13 protein-coding genes are annotated in these 22,582 nt (G+C 60.1%); 9 read left to right on the forward strand and 4 right to left on the reverse strand.

Translation table 11 applies throughout. The features are described from left to right. Positions 1–230 precede the first annotated feature (230 nt). The 6 genes from D8U69_RS11915 (at position 231) to D8U69_RS11940 (ending at position 12,445) form a co-directional block, all read left to right on the forward strand. A complete protein-coding gene (locus D8U69_RS11915; RefSeq protein ID WP_130905640.1) occupies positions 231–1,547 on the forward strand; it encodes an MdtA/MuxA family multidrug efflux RND transporter periplasmic adaptor subunit in 1,317 nt (438 codons plus the stop codon). Further along, positions 1,544–4,648 (forward strand): MdtB/MuxB family multidrug efflux RND transporter permease subunit, encoded by a 3,105-nt coding sequence (locus D8U69_RS11920; RefSeq protein WP_130905639.1) that lies wholly within the window; start codon positions 1,544–1,546, stop codon positions 4,646–4,648. Before D8U69_RS11915 ends, D8U69_RS11920 begins: the two co-directional genes overlap by 4 nt. Next, on the forward strand, positions 4,645–7,752 hold the full coding sequence (locus D8U69_RS11925) for an efflux RND transporter permease subunit (protein WP_130907353.1): 3,108 nt from the start codon (positions 4,645–4,647) through the stop codon (positions 7,750–7,752). The genes D8U69_RS11920 and D8U69_RS11925 overlap by 4 nt, the downstream gene beginning before the upstream one ends. Beyond that, on the forward strand, positions 7,749–9,227 hold the full coding sequence (locus tag D8U69_RS11930; RefSeq protein ID WP_130907354.1) for an efflux transporter outer membrane subunit: 1,479 nt from the start codon (positions 7,749–7,751) through the stop codon (positions 9,225–9,227). Before D8U69_RS11925 ends, D8U69_RS11930 begins: the two co-directional genes overlap by 4 nt. 199 nt (positions 9,228–9,426) lie before the next feature. Then, positions 9,427–11,508, forward strand: coding sequence for an EAL domain-containing protein (locus D8U69_RS11935; protein ID WP_056855494.1), 2,082 nt, complete (start codon positions 9,427–9,429; stop codon positions 11,506–11,508). A gap of 190 nt (positions 11,509–11,698) precedes the next feature. Next, positions 11,699–12,445, forward strand: a complete 747-nt coding sequence (locus D8U69_RS11940) for an SDR family oxidoreductase (RefSeq protein WP_130907355.1) — start codon at positions 11,699–11,701, stop codon at positions 12,443–12,445. A 126-nt stretch (positions 12,446–12,571) separates the two neighbouring features. On the opposite strand, the gene mapR is transcribed toward D8U69_RS11940, so the two are convergent. The 3 genes from mapR to D8U69_RS11955 all read right to left on the reverse strand — a co-directional run bounded on the left by mapR (position 12,572) and on the right by D8U69_RS11955 (position 15,965). Continuing rightward, on the reverse strand, positions 12,572–13,981 hold the full coding sequence (mapR, locus tag D8U69_RS11945) for a GntR family transcriptional regulator MpaR (RefSeq protein ID WP_130907356.1): 1,410 nt from the start codon (positions 13,979–13,981) through the stop codon (positions 12,572–12,574). Positions 13,982–14,124: 143 nt separating this feature from the next. Then, entirely contained in the window at positions 14,125–15,537 is a 1,413-nt protein-coding gene (gene ccoG / locus D8U69_RS11950; protein WP_130907357.1) for a cytochrome c oxidase accessory protein CcoG, read from the reverse strand. 194 nt (positions 15,538–15,731) lie between these two features. Further along, positions 15,732–15,965 (reverse strand): DUF3203 family protein, encoded by a 234-nt coding sequence (locus D8U69_RS11955; protein ID WP_056855491.1) that lies wholly within the window; start codon positions 15,963–15,965, stop codon positions 15,732–15,734. Between the two features lie 125 nt (positions 15,966–16,090). On the opposite strand from D8U69_RS11955, the gene D8U69_RS11960 reads away from it, so the two are divergent. Further along, on the forward strand, positions 16,091–16,606 hold the full coding sequence (locus D8U69_RS11960) for an MgtC/SapB family protein (RefSeq protein ID WP_056855490.1): 516 nt from the start codon (positions 16,091–16,093) through the stop codon (positions 16,604–16,606). A 120-nt stretch (positions 16,607–16,726) separates the two neighbouring features. On the opposite strand, the gene D8U69_RS29475 is transcribed toward D8U69_RS11960, so the two are convergent. Further along, positions 16,727–16,894, reverse strand: a complete 168-nt coding sequence (locus tag D8U69_RS29475; RefSeq protein ID WP_177336591.1) for a hypothetical protein — start codon at positions 16,892–16,894, stop codon at positions 16,727–16,729. A gap of 204 nt (positions 16,895–17,098) precedes the next feature. Between D8U69_RS29475 and D8U69_RS11965 the strand changes: the two genes are divergently transcribed. Beyond that, a complete protein-coding gene (locus D8U69_RS11965; RefSeq protein ID WP_130907358.1) occupies positions 17,099–19,093 on the forward strand; it encodes an alpha-1,4-glucan--maltose-1-phosphate maltosyltransferase in 1,995 nt (664 codons plus the stop codon). 146 nt (positions 19,094–19,239) lie between these two features. Continuing rightward, positions 19,240–22,581, forward strand: coding sequence for a maltose alpha-D-glucosyltransferase (treS, locus tag D8U69_RS11970; RefSeq protein ID WP_130907359.1), 3,342 nt, complete (start codon positions 19,240–19,242; stop codon positions 22,579–22,581). Position 22,582: the final 1 nt, after the last annotated feature.

The raw sequence follows: 22,582 nt of genomic DNA on the forward strand, positions 1-22,582 counted from the left end.
TTGGGGCCGCTTCGCGCTCCAGCGGGAGCAAGCTCCCTCGCCACAGGTGCAGTGTTCGTCCTTAACTGAATAGCATTACCCCTCTGTCCAGGCCGTTTTCATTTGTGTTTCAGTGTCTTGGATACATTTCCTGTTACGTAAGCCGAAGGTAAATTGCCGGTAAAGGCGCTTTGCTTAAGACCCGCCAGTGCTTATCGTTCAGCCTCATGTAAAACAAGCCCACGCGCCCAATGGTTGATCATTCAATGCAATCCTCTGCTTCCCGTAGTCCTCGTCGCTGGCTGTTCGGCCTGCTTGTCCTGCTGGTCATCGCTGGCCTGTGCTGGAAATTCTGGCCCGGCAGTACTGCGCCCAAAGAGGGGGCGGGGCAGAAAGCCGTGGCCGGACACACAGGCCGTTCGGGCGGTATGCGTCCGGGGTTCGGCGGGGCGTCCGGGCCCGTTCCGGTGCGTGTGGCGCCGGCGGTCACCGGTGACTTCCCGCTGTATTACAAGGCGCTGGGCACGGTCACCGCGCTGAACACGATCAATGTGCGCAGCCGCGTGGGCGGTGAGCTGGTCAAGATCCATTTCGAGGAAGGGCAGATGGTCAAGGCCGGCGATCTGCTGGCCGAGATTGATCCGCGTCCTTACCAGAACGCGCTGCTCCAGGCCGAAGGCACCTTGCTGCAGAATCAGGCGCAACTGAAGAACGCCCAGGTCGACGTCGAGCGCTATCGCGGCCTTTATCGCGAAGACAGCATCGCCAAGCAGACCCTGGACACCGCCGAAGCACTGGTCGGCCAGTACCAGGGCACGGTCAAGACCAATCAGGCGGCAGTCAACGACGCCAAGCTCAATCTCGAATTCACCCGGATCCGTGCGCCCATCGCTGGTCGCGTCGGTTTGCGTCAGCTCGATGTCGGTAACCTGGTAGCGGCCAATGACACCACGGCGCTGGCGATCATTACCCAGACACAACCGATCAGCGTGGCATTCACCTTGCCGGAGAACAGCCTCGATGTAGTGCTGGCGCGCTATCGCAGTGGCGCAAAATTGCCAGCCGAGGCCTGGGATCGCGGCGACACCAAATTGCAGGCCACCGGCGTGTTGCAGAGCCTGGACAACCAGATCGATGTCACCACCGGCACCCTGAAATTCAAGGCGCGTTACGACAACCGTGACCAGGCGCTGTTTCCCAACCAGTTCGTCAATGTGCGCCTGCTGGCCGACACCCTCAAAGGCGTGGTGCTCGCACCTTCGGCGGCGATTCAGTTCGGCACCAATGGCACGTTCGTCTATGCCCTGGACGGTGACAAGAAGGTCAAGATTCGTCAACTCAAGATCGGTGCCAGCGACGGTGAGAACACCGTGGTCACCGAAGGCCTGGCCGCCGGTGATCGTGTGGTGCTGGAAGGCACTGATCGCTTGAAGGACGGCAGCGATGTGGAAGTGGTCAACGATCCGCAGCAAGTGCCGACCAGCCCAGCCGGCCATCTACAGGGCAAATCCGCGGCTACCACGACTGAACCGGCACCAGCCGACAAGGCGAAAAAGGACGGCGCATGAATCTCTCGCGGCTGTTCATCCTTCGTCCGGTAGCGACGACCCTGAGCATGCTGGCCATTATTCTGGCCGGTGTGATCGCCTATCGGTTGCTGCCCGTGTCGGCCTTGCCCCAGGTCGACTACCCGACCATTCGGGTCATGACGCTCTATCCCGGCGCCAGCCCGGATGTCATGACCAGCGCCGTGACTGCGCCCCTTGAACGCCAGTTCGGGCAAATGCCCGGTCTGACGCAAATGGCCTCCACCAGTTCTGGCGGTGCGTCGGTCCTGACCTTGCGGTTCAGCCTCGACATCAACATGGACGTGGCCGAGCAGCAGGTGCAAGCGGCTATCAATGCCGCCACCAATCTGCTGCCCTCGGACCTGCCGGCGCCGCCGGTGTACAACAAGGTCAACCCGGCCGATACGCCGGTGCTGACCCTGGCCATCACCTCCAAAACCATGCTGTTGCCAAAGCTCAATGACCTGGTCGACACCCGCATGGCGCAAAAGATTGCCCAGATCAGCGGCGTCGGTATGGTCAGCATTGCCGGTGGTCAGCGTCAGGCCGTGCGAATCAAGGTCAACCCCGAGGCGCTCGCCGCCAACGGCCTGAACCTGTCCGACGTGCGCACGTTGATCGGTGCCTCGAACGTCAACCAGCCCAAGGGCAACTTCGACGGCCCGACCCGGGTGTCGATGCTTGATGCAAACGATCAACTGACCTCGCCCAAGGACTACGCCAACCTGATCCTCGCTTACGCCAACGGTGCGCCCCTGCGCCTCAAGGACGTGGCGGAAATCGTCGACGGTGCCGAAAACGAGCGTCTGGCCGCGTGGGCCAACGAAAACCAGGCGGTGTTGTTGAACATCCAGCGCCAGCCCGGAGCCAACGTCATCGAAGTGGTCGACCGGATCAAGGCCTTGCTGCCGAGCATCACCGACAACCTGCCGGCTGGTCTCGATGTGGTTGTGCTCACCGACCGCACCCAGACCATCCGTGCCTCGGTCAAGGACGTGCAACACGAACTGCTGATCGCCATTGCGTTGGTGGTCATGGTCACGTTCCTGTTCCTGCGCCGGGCCAGTGCGACGATCATTCCGTCGGTGGCCGTGCCGCTGTCGCTGATCGGCACCTTCGGCGTGATGTACCTGGCGGGGTTCTCGGTCAATAACCTGACCCTGATGGCCCTGACCATCGCCACCGGTTTTGTGGTGGACGATGCGATCGTCATGCTGGAGAACATTTCCCGGTTTATCGAGGAGGGCGACAGCCCACTGAACGCCGCGCTCAAGGGCGCAAAACAGATCGGCTTCACCCTGATTTCCCTGACCCTGTCGCTGATCGCCGTACTGATTCCGCTGCTGTTCATGGCCGATGTGGTAGGGCGCCTGTTCCGCGAGTTCGCCATTACCCTGGCGGTCGCCATCCTGATTTCGCTTGTGGTGTCCCTGACCCTGACGCCGATGATGTGCGCGCGCCTGCTCAAGCGCGAGCCCAAGGAACAGGAACAGGGTCGTTTCTACCGGACCAGCGGCGCGTTCATCGACTGGATGATCGCGGCGTACGGGCGCAAGTTGCAGTGGGTGCTCAAGCACCAACCGCTGACGCTGATGGTGGCCATCGGTACCTTGGCGCTGACTGTGTTTCTGTACATGGTGGTGCCCAAGGGCTTTTTCCCGGTGCAGGACACGGGGGTGATCCAGGGCATTTCCGAGGCGCCGCAGTCGATTTCCTTCGCGGCGATGAGTGAGCGTCAGCAAGCGCTGGCCAAGGTCATCCTCGCGGATCCGGCGGTCGAGAGCCTGTCGTCCTACATCGGGGTGGATGGCGACAACTCGACACTCAACAGTGGCCGCTTGCTGATCAACCTCAAATCCCACAGTGACCGCGACCTGAGCGCCACTGAGGTGATTGCGCGCCTGCAACCGGAACTGGACAAACTGGTGGGCATCCGCCTGTTCATGCAGCCGGTACAGGACCTGACCATCGAGGACCGGGTCAGCCGCACGCAGTACCAGTTCAGCATGTCCTCGCCGGACTCCGAACTGCTCAGCCTGTGGAGTGGGCGTCTGGTGGAGGCGTTGGCACAACAGCCTGAACTGACTGATGTCGCCAGCGATTTGCAGGACAAGGGCTTGCAGGTCTATCTGGTGATCGACCGTGATGCGGCGTCGCGGCTCGGCGTGTCGGTGTCGAACATCACCGATGCGCTGTATGACGCCTTCGGTCAGCGGCAGATTTCCACGATCTACACCCAGGCCAGCCAGTATCGGGTGGTGCTGCAATCGCAATCCGGCGAGAAAATCGGCCCGCAGGCGCTGGACCAGATCCACGTCAAGACCACCGATGGCGGGCAGGTGCGCTTGTCCAGTCTGGCGCGCATCGAAGAGCGCCAGGCGCAACTGGCGATTACCCACATTGGCCAGTTCCCGGCGGTGATGATGTCGTTCAACCTCGCGCCCGGCGTGGCGTTGGGGCATGCGGTCGAGATCATCGAGCAGGTGCAAAAGGACATCGGCATGCCGATCGGTGTGCAGACCCAGTTCCAGGGCGCTGCCGAGGCGTTCCAGGCTTCGCTGTCGAGTACTTTGCTGCTGATCCTGGCGGCGGTGGTGACCATGTACATCGTGCTGGGCGTGCTTTACGAGAGCTACATCCACCCGATCACCATTCTCTCGACCTTGCCCTCGGCGGCGGTCGGCGCCTTGCTGGCGTTGATCCTGAGCGGCAATGACCTGGGGATGATCGCGATCATTGGCATCATTTTGCTGATCGGTATCGTCAAGAAGAACGCGATCATGATGATCGACTTTGCCCTCGATGCCGAACGCAATCAGGGCATGGACCCGCAGACAGCGATTTATCAGGCGGCGCTGTTGCGGTTCCGGCCGATCCTGATGACCACGTTGGCGGCGTTGTTTGGTGCCGTGCCGTTGATGCTGGCCACCGGTTCCGGCGCAGAACTGCGCCAGCCGTTGGGTCTGGTGATGGTGGGTGGTTTGTTGCTGAGCCAGGTTCTGACGCTGTTCACCACGCCGGTGATCTACCTGTATTTCGACCGTCTCGGTCGGCGCTGGGGGCGCAAGCCTGAGCCTGCGGACGCGGTAGAGCAGCCATGAACCTCTCCGGTCCTTTCATCAAGCGCCCGGTGGCGACCATGTTGCTGAGCCTGGCGATCATGCTGCTGGGCGGTGTGAGTTTCGGCCTTCTGCCCGTGTCGCCGTTGCCGCAAATGGACTTTCCGGTGATCGTGGTTCAGGCCAGTTTGCCTGGCGCGAGCCCGGAGGTCATGGCGTCGACCGTGGCCACGCCGCTGGAGCGTTCCTTCGGCGCCATCGCCGGGGTCAACACCATGAGCAGTCGCTCCAGTCAGGGCTCGACCCGGGTGATCCTGCAATTCGATCTCGATCGCGACATCAATGGCGCGGCGCGGGAAGTGCAAGCGGCGATCAATGCTTCGCGCAATCTGTTGCCCAGCGGCATGCGCAGTATGCCGACGTACAAGAAGGTCAACCCGTCCCAGGCGCCGATCATGGTGCTGTCGCTGACCTCTGATGTACTGGAAAAGGGCCAGTTGTACGACCTGGCTTCCACCATCCTGTCCCAGAGCCTGTCCCAGGTACAGGGCGTGGGTGAAGTGCAGATCGGCGGCAGTTCCCTGCCGGCCGTGCGTATCGAACTCGAACCCCAGGCGCTCAACCAGTACGGCGTCGCGCTGGACGATGTACGTAAAACCATCGCCGAGGCCAACGTACGCCGGCCCAAGGGCTCGGTGGAAGATGCCCAGCGCCTCTGGCAGGTGCAGGCCAACGACCAATTGGAGAAGGCCAAGGATTACGAATCGCTGATCATCCACTACGCGGACGGTGCAGCCTTGCGCCTGAAGGATGTGGCCAAGGTCAGCGACGGCGTCGAGGACCGCTACAACAGCGGTTTCTTCAATAATGACGCGGCGGTGCTGCTGGTGATCAACCGCCAGGCTGGCGCCAACATCATCGAGACGGTCAACGAGATCAAGGCCCAGTTGCCGGCGTTGCAGGCGGTGCTGCCGGCCAGTGTCAAACTGAACCTGGCCATGGACCGTTCACCGGTGATCAAGGCCACCCTGCACGAAGCGGAAATGACCCTGCTGATCGCCGTGGCCCTGGTGATTCTGGTGGTGTTCCTGTTTCTCGGCAATTTCCGCGCTTCGCTGATTCCGACGCTGGCGGTGCCGGTGTCGCTGGTCGGTACGTTTGCCGTGATGTACCTGTACGGGTTTTCCCTGAACAACCTGTCGTTGATGGCACTGATTCTGGCCACCGGCCTGGTGGTTGACGATGCCATCGTAGTGCTGGAGAACATTTCCCGGCACATCGACGCCGGCATTCGCCCCATGAAAGCGGCGTACCTGGGCGCGCAGGAAGTCGGCTTCACCTTGCTGTCGATGAACGTGTCGCTGGTGGCGGTGTTCCTGTCGATCCTGTTCATGGGCGGGATTGTCGAAAGCCTGTTCCGCGAATTCTCCATCACGCTGGCGGCGTCGATTGTGGTGTCGCTGATCGTTTCCCTGACCTTGACGCCCATGCTCTGCGCGCGTTGGTTGAAGCCGCACACGCCGGGCCAGGAAAACCGTCTGCAACGCTGGAGCCAGCGGGCGAACGAGTGGATGGTCGGCAAATACGCGACCAGCCTGGACTGGGTGCTGCGTCATCGACGCCTGACGTTGCTTAGCCTGTTTGTGACAATTGGCGTGAACATCGCGTTGTATGTGGTTGTTCCAAAAACATTTATGCCGCAGCAGGATACCGGCCAGCTGATCGGTTTCGTGCGCGGCGACGATGGCCTTTCGTTCTCGGTGATGCAGCCGAAAATGGAAACTTTCCGCCGCGAGGTGTTGAAGGACGAGGCGGTCGAAAGCGTGGCGGGCTTCATCGGGGGCTCGAACGGCACCAATAACGCCTTCATGCTGGTGCGCCTCAAGCCCATCAAGGAACGCGGAATTTCCGCACAAAAGGTCATCGAACGCCTGCGCAAGGAAATGCCCAAGGTGCCCGGCGCACAACTGATGCTGATGGCCGACCAGGATCTGCAATTCGGCGGTGGCCGCGAGCAGTCCTCTTCGCAGTATTCCTACATCCTGCAAAGTGGCGATCTGGGCTCGCTGCGCGAGTGGTATCCGAAAGTCGTCACCGCGCTTAAAGCGCTGCCGCAGCTGACCGCGATTGACGCCCGCGAAGGCCGGGGTGCGCAGCAAGTGACGTTGATTGTCGATCGTGACCAGGCCAAGCGCCTGGGTGTGGACATGGACATGGTCACGGCGGTGCTCAATAACGCCTACAGCCAGCGGCAGATTTCCACCATCTACGACAGCCTGAACCAATATCGGGTCGTGATGGAGGTCAACCCGAAATACGCCCAGGATCCCATAACCCTCAATCAGGTGCAGGTGATTACCGCCGATGGCGCACGGATCCCGCTGTCGACCATCGCTCGCTATGAAAACAGCCTGGAAGACGATCGGGTCAGCCATGAAGGCCAGTTCGCTTCGGAAAGCATCGCCTTCGACATGGCCGAAGGCGTAACCGTGGAGCAGGGCAGCGCCGCCATCGAGCGGGCAATTGCCTCGGTGGGTTTGCCTGAAGATGTGATCGCGAAAATGGCCGGTACCGCCGATGCCTTTGCCGCCACCCAGAAAAGCCAACCGTGGATGATCCTCGGCGCGCTGGTGGCGGTGTATCTGGTCCTTGGCGTGCTGTATGAAAGCTATATCCACCCGTTGACGATTCTCTCCACGTTGCCGTCGGCGGGTGTCGGCGCATTGCTGTCGATTTACGCGCTGGGTGGCGAGTTCAGCCTGATTTCCTTGCTGGGCCTGTTCCTGCTGATCGGCGTGGTGAAAAAGAACGCGATTCTGATGATCGACCTGGCGCTGCAACTGGAACGGCATCAGGGCATGGCGCCGCTGGAGTCGATTCGCAACGCCTGCCTGCAACGTTTGCGGCCGATTCTGATGACGACGCTGGCCGCGATCCTCGGTGCATTGCCGTTGCTGCTGGGGCGTGCCGAAGGCGCGGAAATGCGTCAGCCGCTGGGCCTGACCATTATCGGCGGGCTGATCTTCAGCCAGGTGCTGACCCTTTACACCACCCCGGTGGTTTACCTCTATCTCGACAAACTGCGCCATCGCTTCAACCACTGGCGTGGGGTGCGTACCGATGCTGCTCTGGAAACTCCGCTATGACTGACCGTTCGCTGTTCAACCTGGCTACACCGCTGATCACCGCCCGAGGCTCGCGATTGTTGGGCCTGTCGCTGTGCGCGGCCCTGCTCAGCGCCTGCGCCATCGGCCCGGATTACCAGCGCCCGCAAACCGCCGAACCTGCGCAGTACAAGGAAGCGGCAGGCTGGCGTCAGGCCAGTCCGAGCGATTCCCTGGCTCGCGGTGCGTGGTGGGAGTTGTATGGCGATCAGCAGCTCAATGGCCTGATCGAGAAACTCAACAGCTCCAACCAGACTGTCGCGCAATCCGAAGCCCAGTATCGCCAGGCCCAGGCATTGGTGCGCAGCGCCCGGGGCGCGTTTTTTCCAACGGTTGACCTGACCCTTGGCAAAAACCGCTCCAGCCAGGGCACCGGCAGCAGCAGTTCCAGCCTGACCAGTTCTTCCAGCGGTATTCGCGACACCTACACCGCTCAGGCCGGGGTGAGTTGGGAAGCGGATGTCTGGGGCAAACTGCGCCGTGGTCTCGAAGCCGACACGGCCAATGCCCAGGCGAGCTTTGCCGACCTGGCGGCGATGCGCTTGAGCCAGCAATCGGAGCTGGTGCAGAACTATTTGCAATTGCGGGTGATCGACGAGCAAAAGCGTCTGCTGGAAGCCACGGTCGAGGCTTATCGACGCTCTCTTAAAATGACCGAAAACCAGTACCGTGCCGGTGTTTCCGGCAAGGATGCGGTGGCGCAGGCGCAGACCCAGCTCAAGGGTACCGAAGCGGACATGGTCGATCTGATCTGGCAGCGTGCCCAGTTCGAAAATGCCATTGCCGTGCTGGTCGGCTTGCCGCCAGCAGAGTTCAGCCTGGCAGAAACCCCCAATATCCCGGCGCTGCCTGAGGTACCCCTGAGCCTGCCTTCGCAACTGCTGGAACGGCGCCCCGACATTGCTTCGGCCGAGCGCTCGGTGATCGCCGCCAATGCCAACATCGGCGTGGCGAAGGCGGCGTACTACCCGGACCTGACCCTGAGTCTGAATGGCGGCTACAGCAGTAGCACCTCCAAAGACCTGTTCAGCGTACCGAACCGCTTCTGGTCGGTGGGGCCGCAACTGGCCATGACGTTGTTCGATGGCGGGCAACGCTCTGCTGAAGTGGACCGCAGTGAAGCCGCCTACGACGAAACCGTGGCCAAGTACCGCCAGACCGTGCTCGATGGCTTTCGTGAAGTGGAAAACTATCTGGTCCAGCTCAAGGTATTGCAGGATGAGGCCGTCGTGCGGCAACAGGCGCTGGATGCCGCGCGCGAGTCGTTGCGCTTGACCCAGAATCAGTACAAGGCCGGTGTGATCGCTTATCTCGATGTGGTCGTGGTGCAAGCGGCGGCCTTGAATAATGAGCGCAGTAACCTGGATTTGTTGCAGAGCCGCTTGATCGCCAGCGTGCAGTTGATTGCTGCACTGGGCGGCGGCTGGGACGGGCAGGTGTCACCGCAGAATCTGTAGGAACAGCAGGGGGGGCGGGGGCGAATCCAGCGTTCGAATCCACCGATTCAGAGCGCTGGCTTCGGATCAAACAAGCGTTTCATCGGCTTGATGGCCTTTTGCTAATTTTGTGAGTGCGTTCTCATTTGGAATCAGTACAATCGCCCTTTTTGCGCCCCCGAGAATGGAAGCGATACGGCGGTGATTTCGAGAACTTTCCATGCTCATCGGTAGCTACTCCCCCACACTGGTCATCATTTCGCTTTGCGTGGCCATTCTTGCCTCGTACACCGCCCTCGACCTGACCGGCCGTATCGCCACGGCCAAGGGCCGGGCCGTGCACCTGTGGACGGCGGGGGGCGCGTTTGCCATGGGCGTGGGGATCTGGTCGATGCACTTCATCGGCATGCTGGCCTTCAATTTACCCATCGATCTGGGCTACGACATCGCCATAACGTTGCTCTCGCTGCTGATCGGCATTCTCTCCAGCGGCTTCGCCCTGTGGCTGGTCAGTCAGCCGCAATTGCCGCTGTGGCAATTGGGGTTCGGTGCGCTGGTGATGGGGGCGGGAATCAGTGCGATGCACTACACCGGCATGGCCGCCATGCGCATGCAGCCGGGAATCGACTACGACCCGACGCTGTTCAGTACGTCGTTGTTCATAGCGGTCGCCGCGTCCGGTGCGGCGTTGTGGATTGCCTTCCACTTGCGTCGGAACACCCCTCACGTGCGGCTGATTCGTGGCGGGGCGGCGGTGATCATGGGGATTGCCATTGTCGGCATGCATTACACCGGTATGGCGGCTGCACAGTTTGCCGATGGCAGCTTCTGTGGCGCGGCCACCGATGGCCTTAACGGCGAGGGCCTGGATAATCTCGTACTGATCACTACTCTGGCGGTGCTGAGCATTGCCTTGCTGACTTCGATTCTCGATGCCCGCCTGGAAGCCCGCACCGCAAGCCTGGCCCAATCCCTGACCGAGGCCAATCGTGAACTCACACAATTGGCTTTGCATGACACTCTGACCGGTCTGCCGAACCGGGTCTTGCTGGCCGACCGTATCGATCAGGCGATGTCGCGGGTCAACGGCGAGGGCGGTTGCTTTGCCCTGATGTTCATCGATCTGGACGGCTTCAAACCGGTCAACGATGCGTTCGGTCATCACATGGGCGACCAGCTGTTGCGTGAAGTCAGCCTGCGCCTGCGCGAAGACCTGCGCAGCCAGGACACGCTGGCGCGAATCGGTGGCGATGAGTTCGTGTTGCTGGTGCAGTTGACCGAACCGAACGACGCGGTGGGGCTGGCGGCACGTCAGGTCAGCTTGATTTCCCGGGCTTTTCGCGTCGCTGAACATGATTTGCAGATCTCCGCCAGCGTGGGCATCGCCCTGTATCCGGGTAATGGCCAGAGTGCCCATGAATTGCTGATGAACGCCGACGCGGCGATGTATCACGCCAAAGGCGCGGGTAAAAACGGTTACAGCTTCTTTGACGCTTCGATGAACAGCAACGCGCGCAAGCAACTGCAATTGTTGCAAGACCTGCGCAATGCCGTGGAGCATCAACAATTCTGCTTGCATTACCAACCCAAGTTCGACGCCAGCAACGGCCGGCCGGTCGGTGCCGAAGCGCTGTTGCGTTGGGAACATCCGACCCAGGGCATGTTGCTGCCGGACAAGTTCATCGAACTCGCGGAAAAGACCGGCCTGATCATTCCCATTGGCGAATGGGTACTCAACGAAGCCTGCCGGCAGATGCGTGAGTGGTATGTGCTGGGCTACACCGATTGGCGTATCGCGGTAAACCTTTCCGCGTTGCAGTTCTGCCATGCCGGACTGGTGCAAAGTGTCGCCAAGGCGCTGGCCACGCACCATTTGCCGGCCAACAGCCTGACCCTGGAAATCACCGAAACCACGGCCATGAGCGATGCCGACGCGAGCATGACGGTGTTGCAGGAACTGTCGGACATGGGTGTCGACCTGTCCATCGACGACTTTGGTACCGGTTACTCGAGCTTGATGTACCTCAAGCGCCTGCCGGCCAATGAATTGAAAATCGACCGCGGATTCGTACGTGACCTGGAGCGCGACAGCGATGACGCGGCGATCGTTTCCGCGATTGTCGCCCTCGGTCAGGCACTGGGTTTGCGCATCGTCGCCGAAGGCGTGGAGACCGGTGTGCAGCAGGACTTCCTGACCCAGCTCGGCTGTGATTCGCTGCAAGGCTATCTGCTCGGTCATCCGTTGCCGGCGCAACGTTTCATGGTTGAAATCCATCGTGCGGAGCAATTGGAACTCGCCTGACCTGTGGCGAGGGAGCTGCTCCCGCTGGGTCGCGAAGCGGCCCTCGGTAACGCTCAGTTCAGCGAATGCTGCGCAGTAGAGCGGACGCTAGCTCCCTCGGCACATCGGTTGGCAGCAGGTTCATGCAAAAACCGCGAAGGACAGTTATTCTTCCCCTCGACCGCTTACGCTTGAAATGGGGAAAGCCTGCATGGTTAAAGTCATCGTCATCACTGGTGGCAGTCGTGGCATCGGTGCCGCCACCGCCCTGTTGGCCGCCGAACAAGGCTATCGGATCTGCATCAACTATCAGTCCGATGAACAAGCTGCGCAGAGCGTGCTGGAGCAGGTTCGTGCCCTCGGTGCCCAAGCCATTGCGGTTCGCGCAGACGTCAGCATCGAAGACGAAGTCATCGCCTTGTTCAATCGAGTGGACACCGAACTGGGCCGGGTTACGGCGCTGGTGAACAACGCTGGCACCGTCGGGCAAAAGTCCCGGGTCGACGAAATGTCCGAATTCCGCATCCTGAAAATCCTCAAGACCAACGTTCTGGCCCCTATGCTGTGCGCCAAGCACGCCATCCTGCGCATGTCGCCCAAACACGGCGGGCAAGGCGGCAGCATCGTCAATGTGTCCTCGGTCGCCGCCCGTCTGGGCGCACCTAATGAATACGTCGACTACGCGGCATCCAAGGGCGCACTCGACACCTTCACCGTCGGCCTGTCCAAGGAAGTCGCAGGCGAGGGGATTCGCGTCAACGCGGTTCGGCCCGGATACATCTACACCGATTTTCACGCCTTGAGCGGCGATCCGGACCGGGTCAGCAAACTTGAGTCGGCCATCCCCATGGCCAGGGGCGGGCGCCCGGATGAAGTGGCCGAGGCGATTGTGTGGTTGTTGTCGGACAAGGCATCGTATGCGACGGGGACGTTCGTCGATCTGGGCGGTGGCCGTTAAGCGTAGAGTTGAGTTGATTGCACTGGCCTCATCGCCAGCAGGCTGGCTCCCACAGGGTTGAGTGTTGCACCCTATTGTGGGCGCCAGCCTGCTGGCGATGGCGTCAGTCGAGACACCATCAACCCATCAGAACGACCCCACAATCCGCCCCAACGTCTCCATCGCCTTTTCCGATTCCTTGGTCCACGGGCTCCCATAATTCAATCGAATACAGTTCCTGAACCGCTGCGCCGGCGAAAAGATCGGCCCCGGCGCAATGCTGATGCCTTGCGCCAACGCCATCTGGAACAACTTCAACGAATCCATCTGCGCCGGCAGTTCCAGCCATAGAAAATACCCGCCAGCTGGCTGGCTGACACGAGTCTGTGCGGGAAAATAGCGTGTAATGGCCGCCAGCATGGCGCTCTGTTGATCTTCCAGCGCATGGCGCAATTTGCGCAGATGCCGGTCGTAGCCGCCGTGTTGCAGGTAATCGGCAATGGCGGCCTGGGCTGGCATTGATGCACACAGCGAGGTCATCAGTTTCAGCCGTTCGATTTTCTGCGCATAGCGGCCGGCAGCGACCCAGCCGATGCGGTAGCCGGGGGCAAGGCTTTTGGCGAACGAGCCGCAATGCATCACCAGGCCTTCGGTATCGAACGCCTTGGCGGGTTTCGGTGCCTGCTGACCGTAATACAGCTCGGCATACACATCGTCTTCTATCAGTGGCACCTGATGACCGCGCAGCAATTGCACCAGTTGTTGTTTCTTGGCCTCAGGCATGGTCGCGCCCATGGGGTTCTGGAAACTGGTCATGCACCAGCAAGCCTTGATCGGGTATCGATCCAGGGTTTGCGCCAAAACCCCGAGATCGATGCCGTCACGCGGATGCACCGGGATTTCCACGGCTTTGAGTTTCAACCGTTCCAGTATTTGCAGGCAGGCGTAGAACGCCGGGGCTTCGATGGCCACCAGGTCGCCGGGCTGGGTCACCGCTTGCAGGCACAGGTTCAGCGCCTCGAGGGCACCGTTGGTGATCAGCAGTTCCTCCATGGGCAGCATCAGTCCGCCAACCATGTAGCGCAGGGCAATCTGCCGGCGTAGCTGCGGGTTACCCGGCGACATGTCGGTGACCACCATGCGCGGGTCCATTTCCCGGGTGGCGCTGGCCAGCGAGCGCGACAGGCGTTGCAGCGGAAACAGGGTCGGGCTGGGGAACGCCGAACCAAATGGCACGGTGTTCGGGTCTTTGATCGAATCAAGGACCGAGAACACCAGTTCGCTGACGTCGACCTCGGTGGATTCGTTGACCTGGCTGCTGATCACGGGCTCGGAAAACGGCCGCGGTGCGTGGGCATTGACGAAATAGCCGGAGCGCGGGCGGGCGCGAATCAAGCCACGGCGCTCAAGCAGGTAATAAGCCTGGAACACCGTGGACGGGCTGACCCCGTAGGTCTGGCTCGCATAGCGCACCGACGGCACGCGCTGGCCGGGACCCAGGACGCCGGTGCGGATCAGTTCAGCGATGTCATCGGCGAATTTTTCGTAGCGTTTCATCGGTATCCCGCGATCGAATCAATCAACTGTGGCGAGGGAGCATGCTCCCGCTCGGCTGCGCAGCAGTCGCCAGTTCTTTGGGGGGCGCTTCGCACCCCAGCGGGAGCAAGCTCCCTCGCCACAAAGGCCTGCATCTTAAAGGATCAACGGTTCATCGGCGCTACAAACCGGCTCTTCGCTACGCTGTAGATTCCCGGTTCATCACTGTCGACAATTTTGAAACTGATGCTCTGCGAACTGCTGGTCGGCCGCTCGGCAGTCATGACCACCGAGACCGGCACGTCGACAATTTCACCGGGTGCCAGGCTCAAGTCGGTCGTGCCCTGCAACTGGAAGCCGTCAGCGTTGACGAGGGTCAATTGGTAATCCTGGCGCTGCTGGGTTTTGTTGATCACTTTCAGGCTGTAGATGTTTTCGATCTGCCCCTGACTGTTCTCGCGGAACAGGCCACGGTCCTTGCTGACATCCAGCGAGACCATAGGCCGCTCGATCAAGGCGAATACCAAGGCCGCGATCATGACCAACAGCACGGCGGTGTAGCCAATCAGCCGTGGCCGTAGCAAGTGGGTCTTGCCACCCTGCAACTGGCGTTCGGAGGTGTAGCTGATCAAGCCGCGCGCGTAGCCCATTTTGTCCATGATCGAATCACAGGCATCGATGCACGCCGCGCAACCGATGCACTCCATTTGCAAGCCGTCGCGGATGTCGATGCCGGTGGGGCAGACCTGCACGCACAACTGGCAATCGATGCAATCGCCCAGGCCGACCTCGGCCGGTTTGACTTCACGCTTGCGCGGGCCACGATTTTCGCCCCGGGCGACGTCATAGGAAATGGTCAGGGTGTCCTTGTCGAACATCACGCTCTGGAACCGTGCATACGGGCACATGTGCATGCACACCGCTTCACGCAACCAACCGGCATTGATGTAGGTGGCGCCGGTGAAGAATACGACCCAGAACAAACTGACACCGCTCATCTGCAGGGTCAGCAGTTCTTCGGCCAGCGGCCGGATCGGCGTGAAGTAGCCGACGAAGGTCAGGCCGGTCAGCAGGCTGATGGCCAGCCACAAGGTGTGCTTGGCTGAGCGACGCATGAGTTTGTTCAAGCCCCAGGGCGCGGCTTGCAGTTTGATGCGCTGATTGCGCTCGCCTTCGGTGATTTTTTCGCACCACATGAAGATCCACGTCCAAGAACTCTGTGGACAGGTGTAGCCGCACCAAACGCGGCCGGCGAATACGGTGATGGCGAACAGACCGAACGCAGCGATGATCAGCAGTGCCGACAGCAGAATGAAGTCCTGCGGCCAGAACGTGGCGCCGAAGATATGGAATTTGCTTTCGCCAAGATCCCATAGCACCGCCTGACGTCCACCCCAGTTCAGCCATACGGTACCGAAAAACAACAGGAACAGCAGTCCTGCACCGCTTATGCGCAAGTTGCGGAAAAGGCCGGTGAAGCTGCGTGTGTGAATCAGGTTGTCGCTGGATTTGACCTTCATCTTTGCACGTGAAGGTTCGAATGTTTCAACGGTTCGGACGGGGATTCTCTCGCTCATGGTCTTTCGCTCATCAGCCTCCATCAGGCAGGCGCACTATGAGCGTCGATCTGTTTGCATAACAGACTCAGGTATTGCAATAAAAAGCAGATCAGATGAAGGACGAGCAATGACCTGCGACAAGTTGAAGCACTCGTCCAGGCGCGGCGCAAACGCCCCTGTCAGACGCCTGCGGCTGTAGTCGACAGGATCGGTCAGATCACCGAATCACTGTCCGTGGCTTTCAAGTGACGGCGACCATCGACAGCACCTGCTACGGTCAATGCATCAGCCTCGGCTTCAGTGATGTAAATGCGCTGACCGTCGATGTCCACCGCCGACATGGCTTTTTCGCCGTCCGTGACGATCGTCACATCGGGGCACAGGCGAATTTCCTCGCCGTTTTCAGTGGTAAAGAAGCAGGTTTCGTTTTCGATACGTACGGTCATGGCGATGTCCCTGTTTTTTTGCGAGTACTGAAACTTTAGGGCGTCTGCACTGGATATCGTTCTGTGCAACCGATTAATGGTCGCCATGGTCCATGCTCCATGGATCGTTCAAAAGGAAAAACAACATGAATGCCTGGTGGCATGAAGTCTGGGTGACCCTGCAGGCGGAGTTCGCCGACATTGGCGACGCGTCACAGCTGACACGCGTTACCGTGCGCCTGGTGACGGCGGCGGTGCTCGGCGGGATTCTCGGTTTTGAACGTGAGCACAAGGGCAAGGCAGCGGGCGTTCGTACCCACATGCTGGTGGCCATCGGTGCGGCGCTGTTTGTGCTGGTGCCGCAGATGTCCGGCTCGCAAGCCGATGCCATGAGCCGCGTCATGCAGGGTGTGATCGCCGGGATCGGCTTTCTCTGCGCCGGCACCATCCTGAAAAATGAGGAAGGTGATGAAGGTCACGTCAAAGGCCTGACCACCGCCGCCGGTTTGTGGATGACCGCTGCCATTGGCGTGTCGGCCGGGTTGGGGAGGGAAGCAACGGCGGTACTCAGCACTTTGCTGGCGTTGGGGATTCTGAGCGCGATGCCCCGAGTGGTGAAAATCTTCGAGAAGAACAACGACCACAATGATCAACAGAATTAACGGAAGGAGCGAGCCTGGGCGCGTTGGTCCTGAGTATTGCGCGGAGCATCAGGCTTCCCGCGTCATTGTTGACAATCATCGCGAGCAGGCTCGCTCCTGCAGGTAAACGGCGATTGGTCGTTATTCCGGTGTAACGATGACAGGTGGCATGGTCGTCGGTGGTTCTTCCCTTGGAGGAGGGTTCGTTCCGGGTGGGTCTTGCTCGGGCACCGGTTGCGGGTCGCTCGGCGGTATTACCGGGTTGTCGATGTTCGGATCGGGTGTTTCAGCCGGGAATGGATTGTTCATCGTTCCTGCCTCCAGTGGCACATGGCGTGAGTCGTGCTTAAGTTGCTGACCACCGACTGAGGGATTTGATTCCGGCCAAATGCCGATGAACTTTTCCCGGCGATGGTTGCTCGGAACCTAAGTGAGTTGATTGCCGGGCGGATGGCCCGACGGGATGACAACCAGACACTTGAGCGTCCATGGGGCGTAAAGGAGAGATGCTCGATGACGGCTGAAAAACCGACAGAACTGAGCTACAACCCGCACATGCCATTGTCGCAAGCGCTGCTACTGCCGCGCATTGTCATTGAAAACACCATGCCGACGCTCGAAGGTGGCCAGTTTGCGGTCAAGGCCGTAGAGGGCCAGGACGTGGTGGTCACCAGCAAAGTGTTCGCCGACGGTCACGACAAACTGGCGGTGCGTGTGCGCTGGCGGGCCGAAAGTGATGACACCTGGCAAAGCGAAGTCATGGCCGATCTGGGCAATAACGGCTGGCAAGGCAGCTTTCGGGTGCCGAGTCAGGGCCGTTATGTGTTTTGCATCGAAGCCTGGATCGATCAGTTCGCCAGTTTTCGCTACGAGCTGGAGAAAAAACACGCCGCCGCAGTGCCGGTCAGCCTGGAGTTACAGGAAGGGCGCCTGTACGTCCAGCAAGCGGCCGAGCGCAGTGAAGGGCAACTGAGCGAACAACTCGCCGCGTTGCACCATGAATTGTCGGGCCTGCTCGAAACCGAGCAGGTCGCATTGTTTCTGCACCAGCGTAGCGCCGACTTGATGGCTCAGGCCGATCATCGTGCCTACCTGAGTCTGAGCGCTGAATTTCCGATAGACGTTGAGCGCGAGCTCGCACAGTTCGCCAGTTGGTATGAGTTGTTCCCGCGCTCGATCACCGACGATCGTAATCGCCACGGCACTTTTAATGACGTGCACTCACGTCTGCCAATGATTCAGGACATGGGCTTTGACGTGCTGTATTTCCCGCCGATCCATCCGATCGGTCGCAGCTTTCGCAAAGGGCCGAACAATTCCCTGACCGCCGGACCTGACGATCCCGGCAGCCCCTATGCCATTGGCAGTGAAGAAGGCGGGCACGAGGCGATCCATTCGCAATTGGGTACCCGCGAGGATTTCCGGCGACTGGTCGCCGCTGCCGCAGAGCACGGCCTGGAAATCGCCCTCGACTTTGCCATTCAGTGTTCCCAGGACCACCCATGGCTCAAGCAGCATCCGGGCTGGTTCAACTGGCGGCCCGACGGCACGATCAAATACGCCGAGAACCCGCCGAAAAAATACCAGGACATCGTCAACGTCGATTTCTATGCCGCTGATGCGATTCCCAGCCTCTGGATCGAATTGCGCGACATCGTCCTGGGCTGGGTCGAGGAGGGGGTAAAGATTTTTCGCGTGGACAACCCGCACACCAAACCGCTGCCGTTCTGGCAATGGCTGATCGCCGATGTGCGGGCGCTGTATCCGGAGGTGATCTTCCTTGCCGAAGCGTTTACCACGCCGGCGATGATGGCCCGACTGGGCAAGGTCGGTTACTCCCAGAGCTATACCTATTTCACCTGGCGCAATACCAAGACCGAACTGGCGACATATTTCACTGAACTCAATGAATCGCCCTGGCGCGAATGCTACCGGCCGAATTTCTTCGTTAACACACCGGACATCAATCCGGCATTCCTGCATGAATCCGGGCGCCCCGGTTTTCTCATCCGTGCTGTGCTGGCGACCATGGGTTCTGGCTTGTGGGGCATGTATTCCGGTTTTGAACTGTGCGAATCGGCACCGGTGCCGGGCAAAGAGGAGTACCTCGACTCCGAAAAATACGAAATCCGCCCACGGGATTTCACCGCCCCAGGCAACATCATTGCCGAAATCGCCCAGCTCAACCGCATCCGCCGGCAGAACCCGGCATTGCAGACGCATTTGGGCCTGAAGCTCTACAACGCCTGGAACGACAACATCTTGTATTTCGGCAAGCGCAGTGCCGATGGCAGCAATTTCATTCTGGTAGCGGTCAGCGTTGATCCGCATAACGTCCAGGAGGCGAATTTTGAATTGCCGCTGTGGGAAATGGGCCTGCCCGACGACGCCAGTACCCAGGGCGAGGACCTGATGAACGGCCATCGCTGGACCTGGCATGGCAAATATCAATTCATGCGGATCGACCCGGCCTACCAGCCGTTCGGGATCTGGCGGATTACCGTCTAGCAAATGATCGTTCCCATGCTCCGCGTGGGAATGCAGCCCGTGACGCTCCGCGTCACTGGACGCAGAGCGTCCCTTGAGGCATTCCCACGCAGAGCGTGGGAACGATCTGCTTCAGGGAGTTCTCTCGTATTCAACAGGAGTTTCAAATGGCGAAGAAACCCAAGGCAGCCACCTTCATCAAGGACCCGCTCTGGTACAAGGACGCGGTGATCTATCAAGTACACGTTAAATCTTATTTCGACTCCAATAACGACGGGATCGGCGACTTTCCTGGCTTGATCGCCAAACTCGACTACATCGCCGAACTCGGCGTCAACACCATCTGGCTGCTGCCGTTCTATCCCTCACCACGCCGCGACGACGGCTATGACATTGCCGAATACCGCGGTGTCCACAGTGATTACGGCACCATGGCCGATGCCAAGCGCTTTATTGCCGAGGCACACAAGCGCGGTCTGCGGGTGATAACCGAACTGGTCATCAACCACACCTCCGATCAGCACGCCTGGTTCCAGCGCGCCCGCAAGGCCAAGAAAGGCTCGGCGGCGCGGGATTTCTACGTGTGGTCAGATGACGATCAAAAGTACGACGGCACGCGCATCATTTTTCTCGACACCGAAAAGTCCAATTGGACTTGGGACCCGGTGGCGGGTCAGTACTTCTGGCACCGCTTCTATTCGCACCAGCCCGACTTGAATTTCGACAACCCGCAGGTCATGAAAGCCGTGCTGTCGGTGATGCGTTACTGGCTGGACATGGGTATCGACGGTTTGCGCCTCGACGCGATCCCGTACCTGATCGAGCGTGACGGCACCAACAACGAAAACCTTCCTGAAACCCACGATGTGCTGAAACAGATCCGCGCCGAAATCGATGCCAATTACCCCGACCGCATGTTGCTGGCCGAGGCCAATCAATGGCCGGAAGACACCCAGCTGTATTTCGGCAACACAGACAAGAAAGGCCTGAACGGCGATGAATGCCACATGGCGTTTCACTTTCCGCTGATGCCACGCATGTACATGGCGCTGGCCCAGGAAGACCGTTTCCCGATCACCGATATCCTGCGCCAGACCCCGGAAATCCCGGCCAACTGCCAATGGGCGATTTTCCTGCGCAACCACGATGAGCTGACCCTGGAAATGGTCACCGACAAAGAGCGCGATTACCTCTGGAATTACTACGCGGCCGACCGTCGGGCGCGGATCAACCTGGGGATTCGCCGCCGGCTGGCGCCGCTGATGGAACGTGACCGCCGCCGGGTGGAGCTGCTCAACAGTTTGCTGCTGTCGATGCCCGGCACGCCGACCCTGTATTACGGCGACGAAATCGGCATGGGCGACAACATCTACCTCGGCGACCGCGACGGCGTGCGCACGCCGATGCAATGGTCCATTGACCGCAACGGTGGTTTCTCTCGCGCCGATCCGGCCAGCCTGGTGTTGCCGCCCATCATGGACCCGCAATATGGCTACTTGTCGGTCAATGTCGAAACCCAGGCCGGCGACCCGCATTCGTTGTTGAACTGGACCCGACGCATGCTGACCGTGCGCAAGCAATCCAAGGCGTTTGGTCGTGGCACGCTGAAAATGCTCTCGCCGACCAACCGTCGCGTATTGGCCTACACCCGTGAATACACCGGGCCTGACGGCAAGCACGAAATCATTCTGTGCGTGGCCAACGTGTCGCGCAGCGCTCAGGCGGTGGAGCTGGACCTGTCGGCCTACGTTGGCATGGTTCCGGTGGAAATGCTTGGCGGCAATGCCTTTCCGCCGATCGGCCAGTTGAATTTTCTCCTGACCCTGGCGCCCTACGGTTTCTATTGGTTCGGACTTGCCGCCGAAAACCAGATGCCCAGTTGGCACGTCGAGCCGGCGCAAAGCCTGCCGGACTTCACCACGCTGGTGCTGAAAAAACGCATGGAAGAACTGCTCGAAGCGCCATCACGGGGCACGCTGGAACAGAGCATCCTGCCGAGCTGGTTGCAGAATCGTCGCTGGTTTGCCGGCAAGGATGCGGCGATCGACAAGGTCGAGCTGGCTTACGGTGTGCGGTTTGGTGACGCTCAGCATCCGGTGTTGTTGAGTGAGATCGAAGTCACCAGCGGCGGCCAGTCCAGCCGCTATCAATTGCCGTTCGGCTTCATCGCCGAAGACCAGGTAGGCGCGGCGTTGCCTCAACAACTGGCGCTGTCGCGGGTGCGCCGAGGGCCTCAAGTCGGCTTGATCACCGATGCGTTCAGTCTGGAAAGCTTTGTCCGCGCCGTATTGCAGGGCATGCATAACAACATGGTGTTGCCTTCGGACGGTGGCGAGATCCGCTTTGAACCGACCGCCGAACTGGCCAAGCTGGGCCTGACGGCGGAATCCGAAGTGCGGTATCTGTCGGCGGAGCAATCCAACAGTTCGGTGGTGGTCGGCAACAGTCTGGTATTGAAACTGATCCGCAAGGTGGCGTCGGGCGTGCACCCGGAACTGGAAATGAGCGCTTATCTGACCGCCGCCGGCTTCAGCAACATTTCGCCGCTGTTGGGCGCGGTGGTTCGCCGGGACGCCGCAGGCGAAGACAACCTGCTGATGATCGCCCAAGGCTACTTGAGCAATCAGGGCGATGCCTGGGAATGGACCCAGAACAACCTCGAACGGGCACTGCGCGATGAGTTGGCGGACGCTGTGTCGGAACAGGAACAGCATTACAACGCCCTCGGCGAGCTGAAGGATTTCGCCGGCATGCTCGGCCAGCGCCTGGGCGAAATGCATCAGGTACTGGCGGCACCGGGAAACAACCCGGACTTCGAACCGCAAATCACCACGGCAAAAGAGGCGCTGGCGTCGGCCAAGGACGTCGCTGCGCAAATCGAGCACGCACTGAAATTGCTCAAGCAGCATCAAAACGAACTGAACCCGGCAGACAAAACCTTGGTCAGCCGTTTACTGGACAACAAAAAGGCCATCCTCGCCCATGTGCAGGCGCTGGCCAAAAAGACCGCCGGTGGCCTGCGTATCCGCGTGCATGGCGACTTGCACCTGGGGCAAGTGCTGGTGATCAAGGGGGACGCCTACCTGATCGACTTCGAAGGCGAGCCGGCACGACCGCTGCATGAACGAAGGGGCAAGCACAGCCCGTACAAGGATGTCAGCGGGGTACTGCGTTCTTTCGATTACGCAGCGGCCATGACCATCAACGTGCACAACGTCGACAACACGGCGCAGGCCCAGGCCGCGCGCGAGCGCGTAGCGACTCGCTATTTGACCGAAGCCAGGCAGGCATTTGTCGACGCTTATCGGCTGGCGGCAGCTACGCTTGATCATGCATGGCAAGATCCAGAAGGCGAGGACGCCGCATTGGCGTTGTTCGGCCTGGAGAAGGCGGCGTATGAAGTCGCTTACGAGGCGGAAAATCGCCCCGGTTGGTTGCCCGTGCCGTTGCACGGTTTATATGGATTATTGAGTGGGCTTAAACCCTTTTCCGATCTTGGTGGAGAGTAGT

Source organism: Pseudomonas sp. Sample_16, from assembly GCF_004307665.1.
GTDB lineage: Bacteria > Pseudomonadota > Gammaproteobacteria > Pseudomonadales > Pseudomonadaceae > Aquipseudomonas.

What these genes read in the sequence shown, in the direction of transcription:
- D8U69_RS11930 (WP_130907354.1), top strand. Translation starts at nt 7,749, where the DNA reads ATGACTGACCGTTCGCTGTTCAACCTGGCTACACCGCTGATCACCGCC.
- D8U69_RS11965 (WP_130907358.1), top strand. Translation starts at nt 17,099, where the DNA reads ATGACGGCTGAAAAACCGACAGAACTGAGCTACAACCCGCACATGCCA.
- D8U69_RS11915 (WP_130905640.1), top strand. Translation starts at nt 231, where the DNA reads ATGGTTGATCATTCAATGCAATCCTCTGCTTCCCGTAGTCCTCGTCGC.
- D8U69_RS29475 (WP_177336591.1), bottom strand. Translation starts at nt 16,894, where the DNA reads ATGAACAATCCATTCCCGGCTGAAACACCCGATCCGAACATCGACAAC.
- treS (WP_130907359.1), top strand. Translation starts at nt 19,240, where the DNA reads ATGGCGAAGAAACCCAAGGCAGCCACCTTCATCAAGGACCCGCTCTGG.
- D8U69_RS11960 (WP_056855490.1), top strand. Translation starts at nt 16,091, where the DNA reads ATGAATGCCTGGTGGCATGAAGTCTGGGTGACCCTGCAGGCGGAGTTC.
- D8U69_RS11925 (WP_130907353.1), top strand. Translation starts at nt 4,645, where the DNA reads ATGAACCTCTCCGGTCCTTTCATCAAGCGCCCGGTGGCGACCATGTTG.
- ccoG (WP_130907357.1), bottom strand. Translation starts at nt 15,537, where the DNA reads ATGAGCGAGAGAATCCCCGTCCGAACCGTTGAAACATTCGAACCTTCA.
- D8U69_RS11940 (WP_130907355.1), top strand. Translation starts at nt 11,699, where the DNA reads ATGGTTAAAGTCATCGTCATCACTGGTGGCAGTCGTGGCATCGGTGCC.
- D8U69_RS11955 (WP_056855491.1), bottom strand. Translation starts at nt 15,965, where the DNA reads ATGACCGTACGTATCGAAAACGAAACCTGCTTCTTTACCACTGAAAAC.
- mapR (WP_130907356.1), bottom strand. Translation starts at nt 13,981, where the DNA reads ATGAAACGCTACGAAAAATTCGCCGATGACATCGCTGAACTGATCCGC.
- D8U69_RS11920 (WP_130905639.1), top strand. Translation starts at nt 1,544, where the DNA reads ATGAATCTCTCGCGGCTGTTCATCCTTCGTCCGGTAGCGACGACCCTG.
- D8U69_RS11935 (WP_056855494.1), top strand. Translation starts at nt 9,427, where the DNA reads ATGCTCATCGGTAGCTACTCCCCCACACTGGTCATCATTTCGCTTTGC.